Source organism: Blastomonas sp. AAP53, assembly GCF_000331245.1.
In the GTDB taxonomy this organism is placed as follows: Bacteria; Pseudomonadota; Alphaproteobacteria; order Sphingomonadales; family Sphingomonadaceae; genus Blastomonas.
The window spans coordinates 48,357-66,362 of sequence record NZ_ANFZ01000018.1 but is presented as its reverse complement, the minus strand read 5'-3'; the positions used below and the strand labels follow the sequence as shown (position 1 = coordinate 66,362).

General features: G+C 63.7%; 22 protein-coding genes. 13 read left to right on the top strand and 9 right to left on the bottom strand.

The window, feature by feature from the left end; all coding sequences use genetic code 11:
* Positions 1-2: 2 nt before the first annotated feature.
* From D618_RS0114250 to D618_RS0114225, 6 genes are all read left to right on the top strand, one after another.
* Positions 3-1,637, top strand: a complete 1,635-nt coding sequence (locus D618_RS0114250; protein ID WP_017672206.1) for a nitrite/sulfite reductase — start codon at positions 3-5, stop codon at positions 1,635-1,637.
* Positions 1,630-2,067 carry a DUF934 domain-containing protein gene (locus tag D618_RS0114245; RefSeq protein WP_017672205.1) on the top strand — a complete coding sequence of 146 codons (438 nt, stop codon included), beginning with the start codon at positions 1,630-1,632 and terminating at the stop codon, positions 2,065-2,067. The genes D618_RS0114250 and D618_RS0114245 overlap by 8 nt, the downstream gene beginning before the upstream one ends.
* Positions 2,064-2,882: a phosphoadenylyl-sulfate reductase gene (locus D618_RS0114240; RefSeq protein WP_017672204.1), complete on the top strand. Its 819-nt coding sequence runs from the start codon at positions 2,064-2,066 to the stop codon at positions 2,880-2,882. Before D618_RS0114245 ends, D618_RS0114240 begins: the two co-directional genes overlap by 4 nt.
* Before the next feature lie 80 nt (positions 2,883-2,962).
* On the top strand, positions 2,963-3,370 hold the full coding sequence (locus tag D618_RS0114235) for a BLUF domain-containing protein (RefSeq protein ID WP_017672203.1): 408 nt from the start codon (positions 2,963-2,965) through the stop codon (positions 3,368-3,370).
* Between the two features lie 241 nt (positions 3,371-3,611).
* Positions 3,612-4,082, top strand: coding sequence for a hypothetical protein (locus D618_RS19125; protein WP_017672202.1), 471 nt, complete (start codon positions 3,612-3,614; stop codon positions 4,080-4,082).
* Between the two features lie 120 nt (positions 4,083-4,202).
* The gene (locus D618_RS0114225) at positions 4,203-6,251 is read left to right on the top strand and encodes an amidohydrolase family protein (RefSeq protein WP_152414754.1); all 2,049 of its coding nucleotides are present in this window, start codon (positions 4,203-4,205) and stop codon (positions 6,249-6,251) included.
* A gap of 49 nt (positions 6,252-6,300) precedes the next feature.
* Here the strand turns inward: D618_RS0114225 and D618_RS0114220 are convergent, their stop codons facing one another.
* Positions 6,301-6,888, bottom strand: coding sequence for a GNAT family N-acetyltransferase (locus D618_RS0114220; RefSeq protein ID WP_017672200.1), 588 nt, complete (start codon positions 6,886-6,888; stop codon positions 6,301-6,303).
* Between the two features lie 4 nt (positions 6,889-6,892).
* Positions 6,893-8,032: a beta-ketoacyl-ACP synthase III gene (locus D618_RS0114215; RefSeq protein ID WP_026091697.1), complete on the bottom strand. Its 1,140-nt coding sequence runs from the start codon at positions 8,030-8,032 to the stop codon at positions 6,893-6,895.
* A gap of 167 nt (positions 8,033-8,199) precedes the next feature.
* Here D618_RS0114215 and D618_RS0114205 point away from each other — a divergent pair, with 167 nt between their 5' ends.
* On the top strand, positions 8,200-9,024 hold the full coding sequence (locus tag D618_RS0114205; RefSeq protein ID WP_017672197.1) for an SDR family NAD(P)-dependent oxidoreductase: 825 nt from the start codon (positions 8,200-8,202) through the stop codon (positions 9,022-9,024).
* A 15-nt stretch (positions 9,025-9,039) separates the two neighbouring features.
* On the opposite strand, the gene D618_RS18545 is transcribed toward D618_RS0114205, so the two are convergent.
* Complete coding sequence (locus D618_RS18545) at positions 9,040-9,444, bottom strand: GFA family protein (protein ID WP_017672196.1); 405 nt, start codon at positions 9,442-9,444, stop codon at positions 9,040-9,042.
* A 12-nt stretch (positions 9,445-9,456) separates the two neighbouring features.
* Positions 9,457-9,951 (bottom strand): DUF2505 domain-containing protein, encoded by a 495-nt coding sequence (locus tag D618_RS0114195; RefSeq protein ID WP_017672195.1) that lies wholly within the window; start codon positions 9,949-9,951, stop codon positions 9,457-9,459.
* Between the two features lie 62 nt (positions 9,952-10,013).
* Here D618_RS0114195 and D618_RS0114190 point away from each other — a divergent pair, with 62 nt between their 5' ends.
* Both D618_RS0114190 and D618_RS18540 read left to right on the top strand, forming a co-directional pair.
* The gene (locus tag D618_RS0114190) at positions 10,014-10,634 is read left to right on the top strand and encodes a LysE family translocator (RefSeq protein WP_017672194.1); all 621 of its coding nucleotides are present in this window, start codon (positions 10,014-10,016) and stop codon (positions 10,632-10,634) included.
* 60 nt (positions 10,635-10,694) lie between these two features.
* Positions 10,695-10,937 (top strand): hypothetical protein, encoded by a 243-nt coding sequence (locus tag D618_RS18540; RefSeq protein WP_152414753.1) that lies wholly within the window; start codon positions 10,695-10,697, stop codon positions 10,935-10,937.
* A 22-nt stretch (positions 10,938-10,959) separates the two neighbouring features.
* On the opposite strand, the gene D618_RS0114180 is transcribed toward D618_RS18540, so the two are convergent.
* Together D618_RS0114180 and D618_RS0114175 are read right to left on the bottom strand one after the other, a co-directional pair.
* Complete coding sequence (locus D618_RS0114180) at positions 10,960-11,967, bottom strand: nitronate monooxygenase (protein ID WP_152414752.1); 1,008 nt, start codon at positions 11,965-11,967, stop codon at positions 10,960-10,962.
* Between the two features lie 46 nt (positions 11,968-12,013).
* Positions 12,014-13,276, bottom strand: a complete 1,263-nt coding sequence (locus D618_RS0114175; RefSeq protein ID WP_017672191.1) for an aspartate kinase — start codon at positions 13,274-13,276, stop codon at positions 12,014-12,016.
* 70 nt (positions 13,277-13,346) lie between these two features.
* Here D618_RS0114175 and ubiG point away from each other — a divergent pair, with 70 nt between their 5' ends.
* Positions 13,347-14,117: a bifunctional 2-polyprenyl-6-hydroxyphenol methylase/3-demethylubiquinol 3-O-methyltransferase UbiG gene (ubiG, locus tag D618_RS0114170; protein WP_051041403.1), complete on the top strand. Its 771-nt coding sequence runs from the start codon at positions 13,347-13,349 to the stop codon at positions 14,115-14,117.
* On the opposite strand, the gene D618_RS0114165 is transcribed toward ubiG, so the two are convergent.
* From D618_RS0114165 to D618_RS0114155, 3 genes are read right to left on the bottom strand one after another with little or no spacing between them, the layout of a single operon-like run.
* Positions 14,114-14,341 (bottom strand): type II toxin-antitoxin system HicB family antitoxin, encoded by a 228-nt coding sequence (locus D618_RS0114165; protein WP_017672189.1) that lies wholly within the window; start codon positions 14,339-14,341, stop codon positions 14,114-14,116. The two genes, ubiG and D618_RS0114165, sit on opposite strands and share 4 nt — an antisense overlap.
* The gene (locus D618_RS0114160; RefSeq protein WP_017672188.1) at positions 14,338-14,592 is read right to left on the bottom strand and encodes a type II toxin-antitoxin system HicA family toxin; all 255 of its coding nucleotides are present in this window, start codon (positions 14,590-14,592) and stop codon (positions 14,338-14,340) included. Before D618_RS0114160 ends, D618_RS0114165 begins: the two co-directional genes overlap by 4 nt.
* A gap of 11 nt (positions 14,593-14,603) precedes the next feature.
* Positions 14,604-16,166, bottom strand: a complete 1,563-nt coding sequence (locus tag D618_RS0114155; RefSeq protein ID WP_017672187.1) for a replicative DNA helicase — start codon at positions 16,164-16,166, stop codon at positions 14,604-14,606.
* Positions 16,167-16,302: 136 nt separating this feature from the next.
* On the opposite strand from D618_RS0114155, the gene D618_RS0114150 reads away from it, so the two are divergent.
* The 3 genes from D618_RS0114150 to D618_RS0114140 are packed head-to-tail and all read left to right on the top strand — an operon-like array spanning position 16,303 to position 17,932.
* Positions 16,303-16,785: a UPF0262 family protein gene (locus tag D618_RS0114150; protein ID WP_017672186.1), complete on the top strand. Its 483-nt coding sequence runs from the start codon at positions 16,303-16,305 to the stop codon at positions 16,783-16,785.
* An 11-nt stretch (positions 16,786-16,796) separates the two neighbouring features.
* Positions 16,797-17,489: a GH25 family lysozyme gene (locus D618_RS0114145; protein WP_017672185.1), complete on the top strand. Its 693-nt coding sequence runs from the start codon at positions 16,797-16,799 to the stop codon at positions 17,487-17,489.
* Positions 17,468-17,932, top strand: coding sequence for a cytidine deaminase (locus tag D618_RS0114140; RefSeq protein WP_343207538.1), 465 nt, complete (start codon positions 17,468-17,470; stop codon positions 17,930-17,932). The genes D618_RS0114145 and D618_RS0114140 overlap by 22 nt, the downstream gene beginning before the upstream one ends.
* The last annotated feature ends 74 nt before the right edge of the window (positions 17,933-18,006 follow it).

Below are 18,006 nucleotides of genomic sequence, written 5' to 3'. Positions count from 1 at the left end.
CCATGTATCAGTACGACACTTATGACCAGGCGATGGTCGATGCGCGCGTCGCGGAGTTTCGCGACCAGGTGCGCCGCCGCCTCGATGGCAGCCTGCCCGAGGAAGAGTTCCGCCATCTTCGCCTGAAGAACGGCCTCTATCTGCAGCTGCACGCCTATATGCTGCGCGTTGCGATCCCCTATGGCACGCTGTCGGGCAAGCAGATGCACATGCTGGCGCATATCGCGCGCACATACGACAAGGGCTATGGCCATTTCACCACGCGGCAGAACATCCAGTACAACTGGATCAATCTGGAGCAGACGCCCGACATCCTCGCCGAGCTGGCGACGGTGGAAATGCACGCGATCCAGACCAGCGGCAACTGCATCCGCAACATCAGCTCTGACCAGTTCGCCGGTGCCGCCGCCGACGAGATCGCCGACCCGCGCCCCTGGGCCGAGCTGCTGCGGCAGTGGTCGACCTTCCACCCCGAATTCCAGCTGCTGCCGCGCAAGTTCAAGATCGCGGTGATCGCATCATCGAGCGATCGCGCCGCGATGCGGCTGCACGATATCGGCATCGAGCTGGTGAAGAACGCTGAAGGCGTGCTGGGCGCGAAGTTCTTCGTCGGCGGCGGCATGGGCCGCACCCCAATGATCGCGCCGTGCATCCGCGAGTTCGTGTCGGCGCAAGAGCTGATCAGCTATGCCGAGGCGTGCCTGCGCGTCTACAATCGGTACGGCCGCCGCGACAACAAGTACAAGGCGCGCATCAAGATCCTGATCCACGAACTGGGCGCGGACGAGTACCGCCGCCAGGTTGAAGAAGAGTTCGCGCACATGAAAACGCTGGGGCTGAACCCTCCGGTCGCAGAACTCGAGCGCATCAGCGCGTATTTCACCGACCCCGCCTTCGAACAGGGGCTGAGCGACGCGCTCGACCGCTCCGATCCCGACTTTGCCGTCTGGGTCGACCAGAACACGCACCCGCACAAGACGCCGGGCTATGCTTCGGTCACCATCAGCCTGAAGCCCGCAGGCGGCATTCCAGGCGACGCCACCGCCGACCAGATCGACCTGATGGCCGACCTGGCCAGCGAATATGCGTTCGATGAGCTGCGCGTCACGCATTCCCAGAACATCGTGCTGCCGCATGTCCGCAAGGCCGACCTCTATGCCATCTGGCAGAAGCTCGATGCTGCGGGGCTGGCCAGCGCCAATCTCGACCTGATCGGCGACATGATCGCCTGCCCGGGCCTCGATTATTGCAGCCTTGCCAATGCCCGCTCGATACCGGTGGCGCAGAAGATTTCGCAGCGGTTCGCCGATACCGGACGCCAGCTCGATCTGGGCGAGCTGAAGCTCAAGATCTCGGGCTGCATCAACGCCTGCGGCCACCACCATGCCGGGCACATCGGCATTCTGGGCGTCGACAAGAAGGGCGTGGAGAACTTCCAGCTGCTGCTCGGCGGATCGGCGGCGGAAGACGTCTCGATCGCCAAGATCGTCGGCCCCGGCTTTGACGAGGACGGCATCGTCAACGCGGTCGAGACCGTGACCAACGTGTACCTCGGTGCGCGCGAAGATGGCGAGCGCTTTGTCGATACCTATCGCCGCATCGGCATGGAGCCGTTCAAGGAGGCGCTTTATGGTTGAGCCCCAGATCATCTACCGCAACGAACCCGCCGTCACCGACGCTGCCGTCCCTCTGGCCGATTTCGCCGATGGCACGAATGCCGCCGCCGTCCGGATCGAGCCGGGCGACGATGTTCGTGCGCTGCTGCCGCATCTGAGCCAGGTGCGGCTGGTCGAGGTGAACTTCCCCGCGTTCGGCGATGGCCGGGGCTTCTCGTCGGCGCAAATCCTGCGCGAGGCGGGCTATACCGGCGAGTTGCGCGCGACAGGCGACGTTCTGGTCGACCAGTTCGTGTTTCTGCGCCGCTGCGGCTTTGACAGCTTCGCGCCCAGGAAGCCGCTCAACCTGGACGATGTGAAGGCAGCCGAAGGGTTCTTCCCCGATTTCTATCAGAACACCAGCGACGGCGTCGCTGCAATCTGGGCCAAGCGGCACAAGGTGGCACCATGAGGCAGGTCGATACCCAGCCACAGACAGGCCAGCGAATCCGTGACCAGATCGACCTCAAGCCTCGCTTCACCGAAAGCGACGCGATCCGCCTGAACAACATGTTCCGCGGAACCGACACGGCCGAGATGATGCGGATTGTCATCCGCGACGGGCTGGTCGGCGATCTGGCGGTCGTATCGTCCTTTGGCGCCGAAAGCGCGGTGCTGCTGCACATCGTGGCCAGCATCAATCCGACACTGCCGGTGCTGTTTCTGGACACGCAAAAGCACTTCCCCGAAACGGTGGCCTATCGCGATACGCTGGTCGAACGCCTTGGTCTCACCAACCTGGTCATGCTGACACCCGACGCCGACGAGGTCGCTGCGCAGGATGGCAACGGCCTGCGCTGGTCTTACGACCCCGATGGGTGCTGCGAAATCCGCAAGGTGCGTCCGCTCGCCAAGGCGCTGCTCGGCTATGATGGCTCGATCACGGGCCGCAAGGGCTTCCAGTCCGCGACTCGCCAGGGCCTGCCGCGCTTCGAGATCGACACCAGCGATGCGCAGGGCCGGTTCAAGCTGAACCCGCTCGCCAGCTGGGGCAAGGACATGCTCGATGCATATTTCGCCGAGCATGACCTGCCGCGCCATCCGCTCGAATCGCAGGGCTATCCGTCGATCGGCTGTGCGCCCTGCACCAGCAAGGTCGCGCCGGGCGAAGATCCGCGCTCGGGTCGCTGGAAGGGCTGGGACAAGACCGAATGTGGAATCCACAGCGATGTATCGCCGCTGCCGGGCATTGCGGATGACAACGGTGCGAACGACCCGGTGTTCTGAAAAATAGAATTGATCTACTTCTTCTATCAAGTAAATTTCCATTTTACTTGTCGTTAACCTGCCAATCCTATCAATAACCTATGTCTGATGAAGCCCCGCTAGAACAGCTGTTGTACATCAGCACCGTTTCACCGTCTCAGTCGGTGAATCTGTCGCATATATTGGCAGCTGCGCGCCGAAACAATCAAGCCAATGACATCACTGGCATGCTGTTGTTCAACGGAAAGCGCTTCTTGCAAGTGCTTGAAGGGCCTGCCGACGCCGTTGCGGCAACCTACAACCGCATCAGCCAGGACCCGCGCCATCGGGGCCAGGTCGTGCTCTCACGCAAGTCGGTGAGCCAGCGCGAGTTCGGCGAATGGTCGATGGCGTATCGCGACGGCCACACCGCGCCTGGCGATGCGCTGTACGAGACAATCTGCGCAAAGGTCGCAGAAGCACACCCCAATCTGAGAGTGGAAGTTCTGGCATTCGCCCGCAACATCTGATGGCTCTGCCAGCGCACAATGCTGCGCAGCATTTTTCCTGGGCAAGAGGTGGTTGACAAGACCGGGTGGCGTCCTCATGTTCCTCGCAGCGGGCCGGGCCCCTCTGACACAGCATACCCCAATGCTGCGTGATGTCGGACCGCTACGGGATGCGCAACATCCCGGGCTTTCGGCCCGGTCTTCAGATCAAAATCCCCGCGCATCCCGACCAATGCAAACATCCATTGGAAAGGACACACGTATGAAAACCATAAAGACCGCAACGATCGCGGCATTGTCAGTCGCAGGACTCAGCATCACCGCACACGCGTCCGATTTTCAAGACATCCGCCATCAGGTGGAGGTCCCCCACGGCGAGCGTCAGGTAACGGCAGTCTATCAGCCCAAGACGATGGTCAGCTATCGCCAGATCGGCAACATGGCCCCCAACCGTCCCAACTCGGCGCGATGCATCTGGAAGGCCGAGATCGCCGTCGAGCGGCATCTTCAGGCGCCGGCAGGCCAGGGCAGCCATGTCGTCCGCACCCTGGTGCCCACCAAGATGATCGAGGGCTCGACCAACGGTCGTTGCGCCCAAGGCAAGGACCAGGCGAACAAGGCGATCGCACGGCGCGCCGATGAGGTCCGCGAGCATGTCATGGCCGTCGCCGCAGAAGACCGCAATGCGTTGATGGCGGAACTCAGCATCGCACAGGGTTCCCCTGTTGGATGACCTTTGCCAGATCCTCCCCGAGCACAGCTTGGGGAGGATTTGAAATTGCCCCGCTTGCCAAGCACCATCGGCTAGCCCATTGTCTGCGCAGATAAAAATCTTCGCAGGGAAGGATTGGCCGTGGCCGTTCGCAATTTGAAATTCGGCTCCATCGCGCTTGCACTGGCGATCTCGCCCTTGTGCACTGTCGCACAGGCGCAGGACGCCACCGAAAACTACACCGTCATCATCGGGGGCACCCGCGTCGGGCATCTCGATGTCGTGCGCAGCGGTGATACGGTCAAGATCGACTATGATTACAAGAACAACGGCCGTGGGCCGACGATGAAGGAAGAGTTGAAACTGGATGCCCAGGGCATGCCGGTTTCATGGAAGATCACCGGAAATTCCACCTTCGGCAACGCGATCAACGAAAGCTTTTCCATGCAGCGCGGTACCGCGCGCTGGACCGATTCGACCGGCAGCGGCACCGCCAAGCCCAAGGGCCAGGCGATCTATGTCGCGCAGGAAGCCAGCCCCTGGGCCGCCGGTCTCTATGCCCGCGCGCTGCTCGCCGATGACGACCGCTCCATTCCCGCACTGCCGGGCGGGGCGCTCACCCTGGGCGAACTGGAGAAGGTGCAGGTCAGCGGCACGGCGGGCGCCATGACGGTGACCGCCTATGCGCTGTCCGGCAACGATCTGGACCCCGGCTATTTCCTGCTCGACGACACCGGCACGCTGTTCGCCGCGATCAGCCCACGCGCCGTGTTCGTTCGCAAGGGCTTTGAGAGCGAAGACATCAAGCTGCGCGATCTGGCGGTCAAATATTCGACCGAACGCTTCGTGAAGATGCAGGCCAAGGCGGCCAACAGCTACAAGGTGCCGGTGCGGATTACCAATGTGCGGCTGTTCGATCCTGTCGCCATGGCGCTGACCGAACCGAAGAGCGTCGTGGTGCGCGGTCGCCACATCGCTGCTGTGCTTCCCGTGAACAGTCCTGCGACCGAGGGCGAGGTGACCATCGATGGCAATGGCGGCACGCTGGTGCCTGGTCTGTACGAGATGCACGGCCATATCGGCCAGGAAGACGCGATGCTCAACATTCTGGCGGGCATCACATCGGTGCGCGACATGGGCAACGAGATCGACGTGCTCGATGGATTGGTCGAGCGGATCGAAAGCGGCGTGCTGGCAGGCCCGCGCATCACCAAGTCGGGCTTTATCGAGGGCAAGAGCCCGTTCAGCTCGAACAACGGCAAGCTCGTCAACAGCCAGCAGGAGGCGCTCGACGCCGCCCGCTTCTATGCCGCGCGCGATTATCAGGCGATCAAGATCTACAACAGCATGAACCCCGATTGGATCCCGGCGCTGGTCAAGGAAGCCAAGGCACTGGGGCTGCACGTGATGGGCCATGTGCCTGCGTTCACCAACGCCGATGCGATGATCGCCGCGGGTTATGACGAGATGACGCACATCAACCAGGTGATGCTGGGCTGGGTGCTCGAGCCGGGTGAGGACACGCGCACGCTGCTGCGCCTGACCGCATTGAAGCGCCTGCCGGGTCTGGACCTCAACAGCGGCCGGGTGAATGCCACGATCCGCGCGATGGTCGACAACAAGGTCACCATCGATCCGACCTTCGCGATCCATGAGTCTTTGCTGCTGGCGCGCAACGGCAAGATCAATCCGGGCATGGTCGATTATGTCGACCACATGCCCATCGGCGTGCAGCGCAGTTCCAAGCAGGCGTGGTCGAACATTGCCAGTGCCGCCGATGACAAGGCGTACAGCGGTGCGTTCGATCAGGTCGCAGCCACCATCCGCAAGATGCACGAGGCCGGCATCTTCCTCATCCCCGGCACCGACATGGGTGGCAGCTTCACCTATCATCGCGAGCTGGAACTCTACCAGAAGGCCGGGATGACGCCTGCGCAGATCCTGCGCCGCGCGAGTTATGACATGGCGCAGTATCTCAAGCAGGATCAGTCGCTGGGCAGCATCGAAAAGGGCAAATATGCCGATTTCTTCCTGATCCAGGGTGATCCCACCAAGGACCTGAAGGCGATCAAGGCCATCCGCATGGTCGCCAAGGATGGCGTGTTCTATTACCCCAGCGAGGTCTATCCCGAGTTCGGCATCAAGCCGTTCGCGACCAAGCCGAAGGTGAAGATGCCCAAGGAGGGCTGAGCCACCTTCCAAGCCCCCGTTCTCCGGCGAAAGCCGGATTGCGGGGGCGCTAAAGGTTGCGCGCCCAGAACTGCATCGAATGTGCGGTCTCGTGGGCCTCGCCGACGTCGAGCCAGTCCAAGCTGGTGGTCATCCCCTCGACCTTCGCATAGCCCCGCTGCATCCAGAACGCATCGAGCGGGCGGTATTCCGGCGGGTGCAGCGGATGATCGGCGGGGCGCTGGACCGCGCAGAAGGTGGCGACGGACGCCCCTGCCGCCCTTGCGGCTGTCTCGCGGTGATCGAAAAACGCGTGGCCGATGCCCCGCCCGCGATAGCCCGGCAGCAGCACCGATTCCCCGAAATAGAAGCTGCGTCCGACATCCCAGCCTTGCGCCACGAACGGAGCGAGAAACTCGGCCTTCTGTGCCGCGAGCGGTGACGCCGTCGCCGCCCCGACGATAGTGTCGCCATCGCGTGCGACAACCAGCACCGCATGCGGTGCTGCAGCAAACGCGGCGAGATAGCCGCGCTCGTACACGAGATCGCCATCATACAGATACGGCCATTCACGGAACACCGCGATGCGCAGGGCGGCCAGCGCGTCGATCGCCCCGCCGATGCGGCTGGCGGGCAGTGTCTCGACCGTCACGGCCATTGGCTCAGCCCGCCTTGCGGATGACCACCGATCCTGCCGAATAGCCCGCGCCGAACGAGCAGATCAGGCCGATGTCGCCTGCCTGCAGATCCTCGTGGTTCAGGTGGAAGGCAATGATCGATCCGGCCGACGAGGTGTTGGCATAGGTATCGAGCACCGTCGGGCTCTCGTCCTCGCTCGCCTCGTGGCCCAGCACGCGCTGCGCGATCAGCCGGTTCATCCCGGCATTGGCCTGGTGCAGCCACAGGCGGCGCAGCTGGTCGGGGGCGATCCCCAACCGGGCGATATGATCGGTGATCAATTCACCCACCATCGGCACCACTTCCTTGAACACCTTGCGGCCTTCCTGGACGAACAGCTTGTCGGCGCTGTCGCGGGTTTCGGGCGCGGTGCGGTTCAAGAAACCGAAATTGTTGCGGATGTTGTTCGAAAATCGCGTCTTGAGCTGGGTGCCCAGGATGTCCCAATGCTGCGCAGGCGCAAATTCCGCATCTTCCACCAGCACGGCGGTGGCGACATCGCCGAAGATGAAATGGCTGTCCCGGTCGCGCCAGTTGAGATGCCCCGAACAGATTTCAGGGCTCACCACCAGCACCGATCGGGCGTTTCCTGCGCGGATGAAGTCCGCCGCGGTCTGGATGCCGAAGGTAGCAGACGAGCAGGCAACGTTCATGTCGAAACCGAAGCCCTCGATGCCCAAGGCATCCTGCACCTCGATCGCGATCGCAGGATAGGCGCGCTGCAGGTTGGAGCAGGCGACCAGCACCGCATCGACGTCCTTGGCAGCGCGTCCGGCCCGCGCCAAAGCATCGCGCGCGGCAGCCACGCCGATTTCGGCGAGCACGGAAATCTGCTCGTTGGGCCGCTCGTCAAAGCGGGGGCACATGACATCGATGTCGAGAATCGCCGCCTTGGACAGCACCTTGCGCGCCTTGATGCCGCTCGCCTTCTCGATGAACTCGACCGACGAAGGCTGCAGCGCGCTCATCTCTCCGGCTTCGATGGCCGCAGCATTGTGCAGGTTATGCTGCGCAACATAGGCGTTGAAGCTCGCGACCAGTTCATCGTTGCTGATGGAGTCGGCGGGACTGAAAAGGCCGGTTGCGGAGATCACCGGGCGGGCAGTTGGATAGGCGGAAGTCATGAAACCGTAGGGTCCTGCACTATAGCTGGAGCGGATGGGCGTCTTACTGCCACAATACGCGCGTGACAAGGCCAGATGCCAGGGGTGTCCGGACACCCGCTTTTTGCTTGCCGTGCAGCCGCTGGCACTCTTTGATGGGCGTCAAACAGACCAGGAGCAGGATCAACATGGACTATACAGGCAAGGTCATCTGGATCACCGGGGCGTCGTCGGGGATTGGCGAGGCGCTGGCAGAAGCCTTTGCAGCGCGCGGCGCTGATATCATCCTTTCGGGTCGCCGCACCGATGCGTTACAGGCGGTTGCCGACCGGCTGCCCACGCCGGCCCATGTCCTGCCGTTCGAGACCACTGACAAGGACGCGCTCCCCGGAGTCGTTGCGCAGGCGATCGCCTGGCAGGGCCATGTCGATGGGCTGATCAACAATGCCGGGATCAGCCAGCGAGCGCTGGCCATCGACAGCGCGCTCGAGGTCTACGACCGGATCATCGCGGTCGATCTGCTTGCCCCGATCTGGCTGACGCAGCTGCTGCTGCCGCACATGACCGCGCGCAAGGCCGGATTGATCGTCGGCATATCCTCGGTCGCAGGCCGCGCCGGTGTGCCTTTGCGCACGGCCTATTGCGCTGCCAAGCATGGGCTGATCGGCTATCTCGACGCGCTTCGTTCCGAGACCGAGCTGCACTACGGGCTGAAGGTGCACACCGTGCTGCCGGGCTCGATCCGAACCGAAGTATCCGCCAATGCGCTGTCCGGCGATGGCAGCGCGCACGGCCAGACCGACAGCGCCATCGCCAACGGCATGGAGCCTGCCGAATGCGCCGCACGAATCCTTGAGGGCATCGCTGCCGGCGACGCGGAAATTCTGGTCGCAGAAGGGATCGAGGACATGATCGCCAGGCTGCGGATGAGCGACCCGGTCAAGCTGTTCGAAATGGTCGGCGCGATGGGCGGACAGATGGCCGCCAAGCGCGACGAGGCGCGCGGCGGTTAGCCGCGAAGCTCCACCCTAGCCCGGCGTCTTGTCGAACTTCACCGCATCTTCGCCAAAGCGCACCCAGGGCTGGGCGCTGACGGTCCAGAAGTGCATCTTGGGGTCCAGCGCGCTGACATCGTCGAGCGTGCCTGCCTTGACGAAGTGCATCCCCTGCTGGCTGGGCAGGTCGGACAGGATCGGCGATCCGCACGTCCCGCAGAAGCGGCGATAGACCGGATCGCCGCTTTCCCCGGCGTCCTGATAGGTGGTGAGGTCACCCGTGATCGCGATCTGCTCGTCGCGCACGCCGATCAGCACCGACATCGCGCTGCCCGCCTGTTTCTGGCAGTTGCGGCAGTGGCACACCGCCGTGAGCAGCGGATCTCCTTCGATTTCATAGCGCACCGCGCCGCACAGGCACCCCCCGGTCGTCGTCATGTTACCTCTCCCTCATGCGTTAGCCGATGCGTCGATGGCATCGAATTCCTGTTTCAGCAGCCGCGTGCTGTCTTCCAGCATCAGCGCCTCGACCATCGCGGCGACCATCGGCGCGCGCGATTGCACGCTGACCGTGGCCTGGCACTGCGTGCCGCCATCCTTCTGCGGGTTCAGCGTCAGCATCGCCTGACCTTCTGCAGACAGACCCTTGGGCTTGGCATCGCGCACAGCGGTCCAGCTGCCGTCTGCTTGCTGCTGCCAGACATCGCGCTGCGTGAGGGAGAGCCACGACCCGATCACCGAACGAATCATCATTGGCGCATCGACGGGCACCTGACGCGTGATCGCGATATGGATCAGCCCCGGCTCGGGCCGCTCCACGGTTACCACCACATCGCGCGACCCCTGATCCGCCATCATCGCGGTGAGAAAGGCCTCATCCGTCCAGCAGGCGACGACATGTTCGATTGCATGGGCAAAGACATGGGACTCTTCGCGTTTCAACATTCCGGCGGCTCTCCTGGGCGCGATCATTGCGCTTGTTGACCAGCAGACTAGGCTGTTGGCCGATGTTGACAAGCTATCTCGCCACGGTGCTGCTGATCGAACTGACGCCAGGGCCGAACATGGCCTATCTGGCGGCCCTGACGCTGGGCAGCGGCAGACGTGCCGGGCTGGCGGCCGTGGCGGGGGTCGCATTGGGGCTGGCATTGATCGGCGTGGCGGCGGCCCTGGGCTTTGCCGCACTGGTGGCCGCCAACCCCGTGATCTGGAATGCGCTGCGCTGGGCTGGCACGGCTTATCTGTTCTACCTCGCCTGGGAAACATGGCGGGGCGAAGCCGAAACCTCGCCCGCAGGCACCCCCGAGACCGGCAGCTCTGGCGTGCGATACTTCCAGCGGGGCGTCATCACCAACATCCTGAACCCGAAGGCAGCGCTGTTCTATGTCGCCATCGTGCCGCGCTTCGTGCCGGACACGGGGGCGGCGCTGGCCTGGGGCCTCATGCTCACCGCGATCAGCCTGGCGGTGGCGACGGCGGTCCATCTGACCATCGTAGTGCTTGCAGCACAGCTGTATCCGCTGCTGCAACAACCGGGCAGGATGCGCAGCACACGCCATATCCTTGCGATCGGGCTAGTCACAATCGCCATATGGTTTCTGTTCAATACCGCTGCGCCCAAGGCATAGCGACGGAACGTTTCGGCCCCTTTCCCGTAGCTATGGTCTATCTACCAGAGGAGGTTGGCCATGATCAGACACGGCGAAGAAGTTGAGATGAACACCGAAGACGCCAGTGGTGGCCAGAAGCGCGGCATTGTCCGCTACGTCCTGCTGATCTCGACCGGGCTTGCCATTCTGGCGCTCAGCATCATCTGGATGACCGGCGCTGCCACGGGTCCCGAGGACCCGACACCGGCGCCTTCCGAATCGATTTCCGAACCCACTGAGCCCCCGGCTGGCACCAGGCCATTGCCCGACCCCAACCCGTAACCTGTGGCTGGCGCGCTGTGGATCAGCGCGCCAGCGCCGCTTCGGTCTCGTCCATTAACGTGGCGATGATCTCGGCGGCGCTTTCCTCGCGCGTCACCATGCCGACCGACTGGCCCGCCATCACCGATCCGTTCTCGACATCGCCATCGATCACCGCGCGGCGGAGCGCGCCTGCCCAGAAATGCTCGATCTGCAGCTGCGCCTCGGTCATGTCGATGCCGCCCGCATCGAGCAGGGCAGCAACTTCGCGCTGCTTGGCGGTGAATTCCTCGGTGCCCTTGTTCTTGAGCGCGCGTACCGGGATCACCGGCAGCCGCGGATCGACCTGCACGCTGGCGATGGCATCGCGCGCGTTGCCGCGCAGAAACGCCTTCTTGAACGCAGGGTGCGCAATCGATTCATGCGCGCAGACAAAGCGGGTGCCCAGCTGAACGCCTGATGCCCCCATCTCCAGATAGGCTGCAATCGCGCTGCCCCGTCCGATGCCGCCTGCGACGAACACCGGCACCTCGTGCGCGACTTCAGGCAGGATTTCCTGCGCCAGCACGCTGGTCGATACCGGGCCGATGTGACCGCCTGCTTCCATGCCCTCGATCACCAGCGCATCGACGCCTGAGCGAATGAACTTCTTCGCCAGCGCGAGCGCCGGGGCAAAGCACACGACCTTGGCACCGGCGTCCTTGATCGCCTCGATGCTGCCCTTGGGCGGCAGGCCGCCGGCGAGCACGATATGGCTGACCTGGTGCGATGCGCACACCGCGATCAGCTCCATCAGCTGCGGGTGCATGGTGATGAGGTTGACGCCGAACGGTCGCTTCGCGAGCAGCTTGGTCGCGGCAATCTCGGCATCGAGCAATGCGGGCGTCATCGCCCCGCACGCGATCACGCCAAAGCCTCCCGCGTTCGAGATGGCCGAGACAAGGTTGCGTTCAGACACCCAGCTCATCGCGCCGCACAGGATCGCGGTCTCGCTGCCCAGAAAGGCCGTGCCGCGCGCCATGGCGCTGTGCGTGAGGGGGTGGTTCATCATCGATCCTTGTTGGGCCCCTCCCCGCAAGGGAAGGGGCGCTTGCCGGTTACGCCTCGACTGCGTCCAGCCCATAAGCCGTGTGCAGCACGCGCACGGCCAGTTCGGTATAGTCTTCCTCGATCAGCACGCTGACCTTGATCTCGCTGGTCGAGATGGCGACGATATTGACGCCGCGATCGGCCAGCGCCTTAAACATCGTCGATGCCACGCCAGCATGGCTCTTCATGCCGACGCCAACCACCGAAATCTTGGCGACATTGGTATCGGGGATGATGCGGTTGAAACCGATCGATTCCTTCGCAGCTTCCAGCAGGTCCAGCGACCGGGCCAGATCGGCGCGCGGCACGGTGAAGGTCACGTCGGTCTCGCCCTTGTCGCGACCGACATTCTGGATGATCATGTCGACGTTGATCGCGGCTTCCGCCAGCGGGCCGAAGATGTTCGCGACCGCGCCTGGCTTGTCCGGCACGCGGGTCAGCGTGATCTTGGCTTCGTTCTTGTCGTGCGCAATGCCGGTGATCAGCTGGCGTTCCATGTCCATTCCTTCCAGTTCTTCATCGCTGACGATCATCGTGCCGGGGATCGTGTCTGCCGCAGGCGCATCATCGTCGATGAACGAGGAGAGCACCTGAACGCGCACGCGCTCCTTCATCGCAAGGCCCACCGACCGGGTCTGCAGCACCTTGGCCCCGACGCTCGCCAGCTCAAGCATTTCCTCGTATGTCACATGCTGCAGCTTGCGCGCCTTGGCGACGATGCGCGGGTCGGTGGTGTAGACGCCGTCGACATCGGTATAGATATCGCACCGGTCGGCCTTGACCGCCGCTGCCACTGCCACAGCAGACGTGTCCGATCCGCCACGCCCCAGAGTGGTGATCCGTCCGGCATCGCTGACGCCCTGGAAGCCGGGGATGACGGCGATCACGCCTTTTTGCATTTCGGCGATCAGGGCATCGGCATCGATGGTTTCGACACGCGCCTTGGCATGCGCCTCGACCGTGTGGATCGGCAGCTGCCAGCCCAGCCAGCTGCGCGCCTGCGCCCCCAGTGCCTGCAGCGCGATGGCCAGCAGGCCACTGGTCACCTGCTCGCCGCTGGCGACGACCACGTCATATTCTGCCGGATCGTACAGCGGATTGGCCTCGCGGCAGAAATTGACCAGCCGGTCGGTCTCGCCCGCCATGGCAGAGACGACCACGGCCACCTCGTGCCCCGCGTCCTGCTGACGCTTGACGATGCGCGCCACCCTGCGGATGCGCTCGGTTCCGGCCATCGAAGTGCCGCCGAATTTCATCACGATCCGTGCCATTGGCCGTTCGTTCTTTCCCTTATGCGAAGTTCGCCCCTATAGTCGGGCGCTGCCATAGAGAGGCCCCATGATGAACGCAAGCACCGGAACCATCGAAACACGTAACGGCACGGACGCGCCGCGCAACGGGACCATAGACCCCAAAGAGGCGGCGCATTTCGGGCGGCTGGCAGCGGAATGGTGGGACCCGAAGGGCGAATCGGCGATGCTGCACAAGCTGAACCCGGTGCGGCTGGCCTATATCCGCAATGCCATCGACCATCACTGGCCAGAGGCGGGCAGCGCGCGCAAGCCGCTGACGGGCAGGAGCGCGATCGACGTCGGCTGCGGCGCAGGCCTGCTCGCCGAGCCGCTCGCCCGGCTGGGCGCTACCGTCACCGGGCTCGATGCAGCGTCGGAAAACGTCGCTGCTGCCAGCGCGCATGCGCAAGCCGTCGGCCTGACGATCGATTACCGCTGCGCCGATATCGAGACGCTCGAAGGCGAAACCTTCGATCTTGTCACCTCGATGGAGGTGATCGAGCATGTGACCGACCCGGCGACGTTCATCGCTGCGCTGGAACGCGCGCTTGCGCCCGGCGGGCTGATGCTGCTCTCCACCCCCAACCGCACCGCCATGTCGCGGATCATGCTGGTGGAAGCGGCCGAACGGCTGGGCCAGGTGCCGCGCGGCACGCACGACTGGCACAAGTTCCTGACGCCCGAAGAGCTGACCGAGCACCTTCATGCAGCAGGCCTCACCGTCACCGACACGCGCGGCATCGCCTGGGATCCCTTGAAGGGCCTGCACCTCAGCGACAATCTGGCGCTGAACTATCTGATGACGGTGGTGCGGGGTTAGGCGGCGCGAACGTTGTGATAGGCAGGACGATAGCGCGGTTCCGGCACTGGAAGGCCATCCGCTTCAAGGCTTTCCACAAAAGCCTCGATCGCGATTGCGACCTCTGCTGCTGCCTGTTCCGGGGTAGCCCCATGCGCGCTGCAATGCTTCAGGTCGGGGACGTCTGCTATCCAGCATCCGTCCTCGACCGACCAGAACAGGTTGATGTGGTAGTGCGGTGTCATGCCTTGTCATCCAGCGAAAGCCCGTTAGCCTCGACTATAACGACAAACTGGCGGACTTGATAGGGTTTGGCCGACTTGCCGTCCGGTTGAGCGTTGATGCGATCGGCAATACCGGGGTGCTTGAAGATGTGGTGGCTTCCCTTCACCCGGTCGAGCACGAAACCATATGCCGCCAGCAGCCGTTCAAACTCCGCAAAGCTCAGTGAACCGCCGCGCAGCATCTTGTCCTGCAGCTTGCCGATCCGGGTCATTGCTTCGTGGCCTATTCGTCAAATCCGCCCGGCAGATAATCCTCGCGTGCCAGATCGCTGAACTTGGTAATCTCGCTCTCGAAGCGCAGCTGGACGTTGCCGGTCGAACCGTGGCGCTGCTTGGCGACGATCACGGTCGCCTTGTTGGCGGTGGGGCTGAACTTGTCTTCCCACTCCTGGTATTTCTGGTTGATCTCTTCGTCCGCTGCCGTCTTGGGGTCCATGATCGGGCCGTCGGGCTTGACCATCAGCCGGTAATATTCCTCGCGATAGATGAACAGCACGATATCGGCGTCCTGCTCGATCGATCCCGATTCGCGCAGATCCGACAGCTGCGGGCGCTTGTCCTCGCGGCTTTCCACCGCACGGCTGAGCTGCGACAGAGCCATCACCGGCACCTGCAGTTCCTTGGCCAGCGTCTTCAGGCCGCGGCTGATCTCCGAAATTTCGTTGACGCGCCCCTCGTTGCGCCCCGTGCCCTGCAGCAGCTGAAGGTAATCGACGACGATGAAACCGATATCGTGCTTGCGCTTCAGCCGGCGTGCGCGGGCGCGCAGCGCGGCAATCGTAAGACCCGGCGTATCATCGATGAACAGCGGCAGGTCTTCGAGCTCCTGCGAGGCGGTCACCAGCCGCTGGAACTCGTTGCGCGCGATCTGCCCCATACGCAGCTTTTCGGAGCTGATCCGCGACTGTTCCGCCAGAATACGCGTCGCCAGCTGGTCGGACGACATTTCGAGGCTGAAGAACGCGGTCTTCGCGCCCACATTCTTGTCGTCGGCAATGCCTGCCGCCTTGTCGAGCCGCCAGCGCGACGCCGCGTTGAACGCGATGTTGGTGGCGAGCGAGGTCTTGCCCATGCCGGGACGGGCCGCGAGGATCAGAAGGTCGGACGGGTGGAGGCCGCCGATCTTGGCGTTGAGATCGGTCAGACCCGTGGTCACGCCCGACACGTGCCCGCCGCTGTTCAGCGCCTTTTCGACCATGCCCAGCGCCGCGCCGACCGCAACGTTGAAATGCACCGCGCCGCTGGTGTCGCCCTCGCCCTGCGCAACATTGTACAACGCCGCTTCGGCCTGCTCGATCTGGCTGAGCGGATCGACTTCCTCGCTGGTGTCCATCGCCTTGTCGACCAGGGTGCGTCCCACCTGTACCAGCTCGCGCAGCAGCGCCAGGTTGTAGATCTGCTCGGCAAAGTCGCGCGCGCCGATGAGGCCGCCGGCATCGCCGGTCAGCCGGGCCAGGTAGCGCATGCCGCCCAGTTCGGCGAGGCCGGCATCGCTTTCGAAGAACGGCTTGAGCGTTACCGGGGTGACGGTCACGTTCTTGTCGATCAGCCGCATGATCTGTGCATACAGCCGCTGGTGGACGCTCTCGAAGAAATGCTCCGCCTTCAGCCGCGCGCCGACCTCTTCGGCAATGCGATTGTCGATCAGCAGCGCGCCCAGAAACGCGGCCTCTGCCTCGATATTGCGCGGCAGCTTGGCCTCGGGCGTATCGCGCGCGAGCGGTGCAGCGATCTGCGGCGGCAGGCCGATCGGGGGAGCGGACTGGAGAAGAGTGTCTTGGACCATCCGGCCATATTCGCCGCTGGCGCTGTGGCGCGCAAGGCACTGGGGCCAATAATCGTGTGGACAAGGCCGGGGACAGCGGGGCTGCCGGGTTTTTCCGCTTGCCCCTTGGCAAAGCATGGGTGAAAGACTGCGCTCTATGTCCGATCCGCGCATCATTCATGTCGAGCTCGACGAGCAGACCATCCTGTGGCGCAATGCGGATATCGAGCAGGAACGGCGCATCGCCATTTTCGACCTGATCGAGGACAATTTCTTCAAGCCGCTGAAGGACTATCCCGATGGCTATGCAGGGCCCTTCCGACTGAGCCTGGCGGTCTTCGAGGGGCGTCTTGCGATCACCATCGCCCGCGAGGATGGCGCCCACCTCGAAACGCTGGTGCTGGCGCTGGGCCGCTTTCGCCGCCCGATCCGCGAATATTTCGCGATCTGCGACAGCTATTACCAGGCCATCCGCAAGGCCACTGCGCAGGAGATCGAGACGATCGACATGGCGCGGCGCGGCGTCCACAACGAAGCGGCAGAACTGCTGGTCGAGCGGTTGCAGGACAAGATCGAGATCGACTTTCCCACCGCGCGCCGGCTGTTCACGCTGATCTGCGTGCTGCACATCAAGGGCTGACCAGAGCCGCCATGCAAACCTCGACGCTGAAACGATGGACCATCGGCCTTGGGCTGCTAGCACTGCTGATCGCGGTGCTGGGCGGGCTGATCTGGGGTGGCATCACCGGCTGGGCGCCTGCACGCAAGGATTATCCGGTGCAGGGCCTCTATGTCAGCGCCGCAGACGGCGATCTGGCGTGGCCCACCCTGGCGGCCATGGGTGCGGACTTTGCCTATGTGCGCGCCAGCGCGGGCGGGCGCCTTCGCGACCCGCGCTTTGCCGCCAACCTCAAGGGTGCCCGCTCTGCAGGCATGCGGTCAGGCGCTGTGCACGAATTCAGCCTGTGCGCGGACGAAGCGGCGCAGGCCGAGCAGTTCATCACCACCGTCCCGCGCGACCCCGAAATGCTGCCCCCGGTCGTCAGCCTGGAACTTGACGAGGCGTGCAAGACCCGGCCCGACCGCGCCATGCTGCTGGGCGAACTCAACACCTTCCTCAACCAGATCGAGAACCATGCCGGCAAGCCTGCGCTGCTGCGCATTGGCCGCGATTTCGAGGACGAATACCAGATCAGCGACGGGCTGGCGCGGACAGTGTGGCTGATCGGTGATTTCGTGCCCCCCGATTATGCCGCCAAGCGCTGGGTGATGTGGCAATCGAGCAGCTTTTACCGGATCAACGGCGCGCCGCAGGGCGTGCGCTGGAATGTGGTGCGACCATGAGTGAACCAACGGCCAGACAGGCACTTCTCGACGCAGCCCGCCAGGCGGCTTTGACGGCCTATGCGCCCTATTCGGGCTTCCATGTCGGCGCGGCCTTCCGCTTCGACGATGGCACGATCATCACCGGCAGCAATTTCGAGAACGCGAGCTATGGCCTCGCTATCTGCGCGGAAACCTCCGCTGCGATTGTCGCCAATCTGCAGGGCCGCCGCACGGGGCTTGTCGAGGTCGCGATCATGGGCGGGCCATTGGGCGAGGATGGTCAGCTGGCGCCCACCGCGGCTCCCGTCACGCCATGCGGTCGCTGCAGGCAGGTCATGAACGAGCTGGCGCAACTGGGCGGCACCGATCCCATCGTCTATTCCGGCCATGCCACCGGCAGTATCGAACACCGGCTCTCGGTGCTCTTGCCAGCGGCCTTTGGCCCGGCCAATCTGGAATGAACCAGCCACCCTTACCCAACCCCGCTCAGCTTGAGCCTGTCGAAGGCAGCGCGCCCACGCCAGCCGCATAGCGG